Origin of the sequence: Photorhabdus sp. P32 (assembly GCF_038085095.1) — a bacterium.
Taxonomy (GTDB): domain Bacteria; phylum Pseudomonadota; class Gammaproteobacteria; order Enterobacterales; family Enterobacteriaceae; genus Photorhabdus; species Photorhabdus luminescens.
This window is the reverse complement of the sequence record NZ_JAZGJN010000144.1, coordinates 1-3122: the sequence shown is the minus strand read 5'-3', so window position 1 is coordinate 3122 and position 3122 is coordinate 1. Positions and strand designations below refer to the sequence as shown.

Sequence of the window (3122 nt, the reverse complement as noted above, 5' to 3'; positions counted from 1 at the left end):
GATTTATGCTTTAGTTATAAAAGTAGAGAAATTAAAAGAAATATTTTTAAAAATATATTTTCATTAAATGAAATCGAAGTGGTTTTATTTAAAAATATAAATATTGAAATATTTGACGATAGCAAGATCATAGGATTACTGGGGAAAAATGGCGCCGGAAAAACAACTTTAATAAAACTAATTTCCGGTATTTTAACACCAAACTCTGGAAATATTACTGTTTTTGGTATTGATTCAAATGGAAGATCTCGTAACCTTTTATCTAATCTTGGTATCGTTTTTGGTAATAAATCAATGCTTTGGGAGGAGTTATCTCTCTATGAAAATATTGAGCTTTTTTCTAAGATATATAAACGTAATTATGATAAAAATAGTATTGAGAATATGATAGAAATGTTGAACCTTAGAAGTATAGCAAAAAAACCTACAAAAACATATTCTTTAGGTCAATCTGTGAAATCTAACTTATTAATACACTTTCTTAATAAGCCAAAATTACTGATATTAGATGAACCAACCATCGGATTAGATATAGAGTCACAAATTCTATTACGCAATATCTTAAAAGATTATGCTCAGAATAATGAAAGTAAAATACTCATTACCTCACATAATATGATAGATATTGCGGATGTTTGCAAAGATATTATCTTCTTGAAGGATGGTGAAATATCAAAAATAAATCTAAATAAAAATAACTCGAAAGAAAAGAATGCTCTATATTTAGAGGGACTTTTCTGTGATAATTAAATTTTCTTTTATTGAAACCATTAGAGCTAAGAATATAATATTTGGTTACTTATTTATAATTGTAACATTATATGCGGTTGAACTATCTTTTTGGGATACCATGACAAAATCAAATGGCTTTGTTAACTATACGCATGATGAAATAATAACTTATATATTATGGTCTGTTATTATATTTCAATTGACAAGTATTACCGGATTTCCAGAAAATTTATCGTTCCATATTGAAGATGGTAGTATAGATAGACTAATTATAATGCCAAAATCAATATTATTATACCCAATGGATTTCAAGATGCATCGCGACGGCAAGGGAGCGAATCCCCGGGAGCATAGAGAACTATGTGACCGGGGTGAGTGAGTGCAGCCAACAAAGAGGCAACTTGAAAGATGACGGGTATATATTATTCAGAGTATGCTTTGGGACAGATATTAGCTAGATTATTCATAATGTCACCGTTAATTTCATTTATAATTATATACCAAAAGGACATTCCTAATTTTATATATCTATTTATTTCGTTATGTATAGGATTGTTTATCAACTTGTATTTAACAATGATATTGTCATGTATGGCATTCAAATTTAGAGGCTCGTACTCTTTTATCATTATTAAGGATACTTTGTCATGGGTCCTTTCAGGTGCGTTAATACCATTAGACGTGTTTAGTGATTCTTTAAAATCAATATTTAATTATATTCCATTTCAATATATTACCTATATTCCAGTTAAAATTGCAACAAATTCAATATCTATTTATTTTATATTTAATGGGTTTTTAGTCATGGTGTGTTTAATGATGATTTTTAATTTTATTTGGAATTATATGTTAAAATACAATCAAGGGTATAATGGCAATGCTTAAAGTTATATTTATTGGTTTTAAAAGTGGATTGTCAGAAGCAAAAAAAAGTCCATTAAATTTTTGGTTATCCGCTTTTGTTAATTTTAGTTACTATATAGCACAAGCTTTTTTTTGGTATGCTATTCTAAATTCACAATCTTCAAGTTATATTTTATCTGATGAATTTGTTATTATATTTTTTACCACGGTATGTTTAGTCGATAATTTTTACCTTTTTTTATTTGGTAAAGGAAGCTTATTGCTGGTTAAAAAAGTCAAGTCATTAAAGTTAGAACCTCATTTAGCATTACCTATAAATACTCAATTTTTATATATCGCTACAAATATTGCATTTGAGCATTTTTTGTTGTCATTCCTATCGTTAGTATTATTTTTCACTGTACACATTTACCTTGGCACTAATATTTTGTTGGTTTTTTTACATCTTATAATGGCATTAGAAGGCGTCTTAATACTTACTTCAATTACCTGGATAATAAGAACAACAATATTTTGGACAGCTTCATTAGTTAGTATTAAGAACTCAAATCCTTGTTTTAAAGTATTGGTGAGACCTGAACAATCTTTTCATGGCGCAGTTCGTTTTATTTTAATGTTCATACTTCCGTGTCTATTTATAACGGGCGTTCCAGCTTCAGTAGCAAGTGGAATAATGAGTATGAAATGGTTTTTTATTCAAACTCTGGTCACATTGGTTTTAATTTTTATAGCTAAATTGGTTTTTGATATTGGTGTTAAAAGGTATTCAAAATATATCACGTGAGGGAATGTAATGAAATTGGGAATTATTTCAGGAAGCCACAGATCGCTTTCTAATTCAGGTAAAGTTAGTTATTTCTTAGATTAACTTAAAATAACTAAAAAATTTAATTTTATTATGTAGTGATAACGAATTAGTGCATAAGCCAGCATTGCTAGTGTCAATATCCGCTGGAAATGGTGACGCTTTTTGTATTTCTGAATTAATTTCATTTAGATATAAAAATAATAAAATCTATTTTATACCCGAAAATTTGGTTGCGCCAAGAAAGTTTTGTCTCGGTTTTCCGTCAGCCTCAATAAAGCCGGAATAACCGGCTTTATTCTTACTGCAAACGGCCACAGCCACTAGGATTATGCTGCCCTTACAATGTAGCTAAATGCTATGTTGCGGGGCCTATTTTCGTTAGCGGTTGGGACTTGTCTTGATGCATCAATGTCAAAATAGGTAAGATCAGTACTACTGCCGCCATTTGCTGAACGTGTATCTGCCGTAGCATATCGCGACGATGCCATGACCCCACTCACAACAGGCGTCTGTGGAGCGCCGCCCATCTGAGCGTGTATAGCTTGAGTTGTCCCGGTAATATTTCTGATTGCATCTCCCTGCCAAGATAAAAGCCCACGACCACTATCAACACCTCGATTATCATCCCATCCGCGGATAAATTCCCCTCTTAAATCAGGTAATCTACCGCTAGGATAAGCTTCCGCCAACTTCGGATATTGTAATTTATTAAAAGGTG

4 protein-coding genes and 1 pseudogene are annotated in these 3122 nt (G+C 31.0%); 4 read left to right on the top strand and 1 reads right to left on the bottom strand.

The window, feature by feature from the left end; translation table 11 throughout:
* The 4 genes from V2H77_RS00955 to V2H77_RS00940 all read left to right on the top strand — a co-directional run.
* The coding region (locus tag V2H77_RS00955; protein WP_341497301.1) for an ATP-binding cassette domain-containing protein at positions 1 to 750 on the top strand (750 nt) is incomplete at its 5' end.
* Positions 740 to 1111, top strand: a complete 372-nt coding sequence (locus V2H77_RS00950) for a hypothetical protein (protein WP_341497300.1) — start codon at positions 740 to 742, stop codon at positions 1109 to 1111. The genes V2H77_RS00955 and V2H77_RS00950, both read left to right, overlap by 11 nt.
* A 29-nt stretch (positions 1112 to 1140) precedes the next feature.
* On the top strand, positions 1141 to 1617 hold the full coding sequence (locus V2H77_RS00945; RefSeq protein ID WP_341497299.1) for an ABC-2 family transporter protein: 477 nt from the start codon (positions 1141 to 1143) through the stop codon (positions 1615 to 1617).
* On the top strand, positions 1604 to 2380 hold the full coding sequence (locus tag V2H77_RS00940) for an ABC-2 family transporter protein (protein WP_341497298.1): 777 nt from the start codon (positions 1604 to 1606) through the stop codon (positions 2378 to 2380). The genes V2H77_RS00945 and V2H77_RS00940 overlap by 14 nt, the downstream gene beginning before the upstream one ends.
* A 350-nt stretch (positions 2381 to 2730) precedes the next feature.
* On the opposite strand, the pseudogene V2H77_RS00935 reads toward V2H77_RS00940, so the two are convergent.
* Positions 2731 to 3122, bottom strand: a pseudogene (locus V2H77_RS00935) (DNA-packaging protein); the annotation flags it as partial.

Excerpts from the sequence above, each read along its gene's own strand:
- V2H77_RS00945 (WP_341497299.1), top strand. The coding sequence starts at position 1,141 with ATGACGGGTATATATTATTCAGAGTATGCTTTGGGACAGATATTAGCT.
- V2H77_RS00940 (WP_341497298.1), top strand. The coding sequence starts at position 1,604 with ATGGCAATGCTTAAAGTTATATTTATTGGTTTTAAAAGTGGATTGTCA.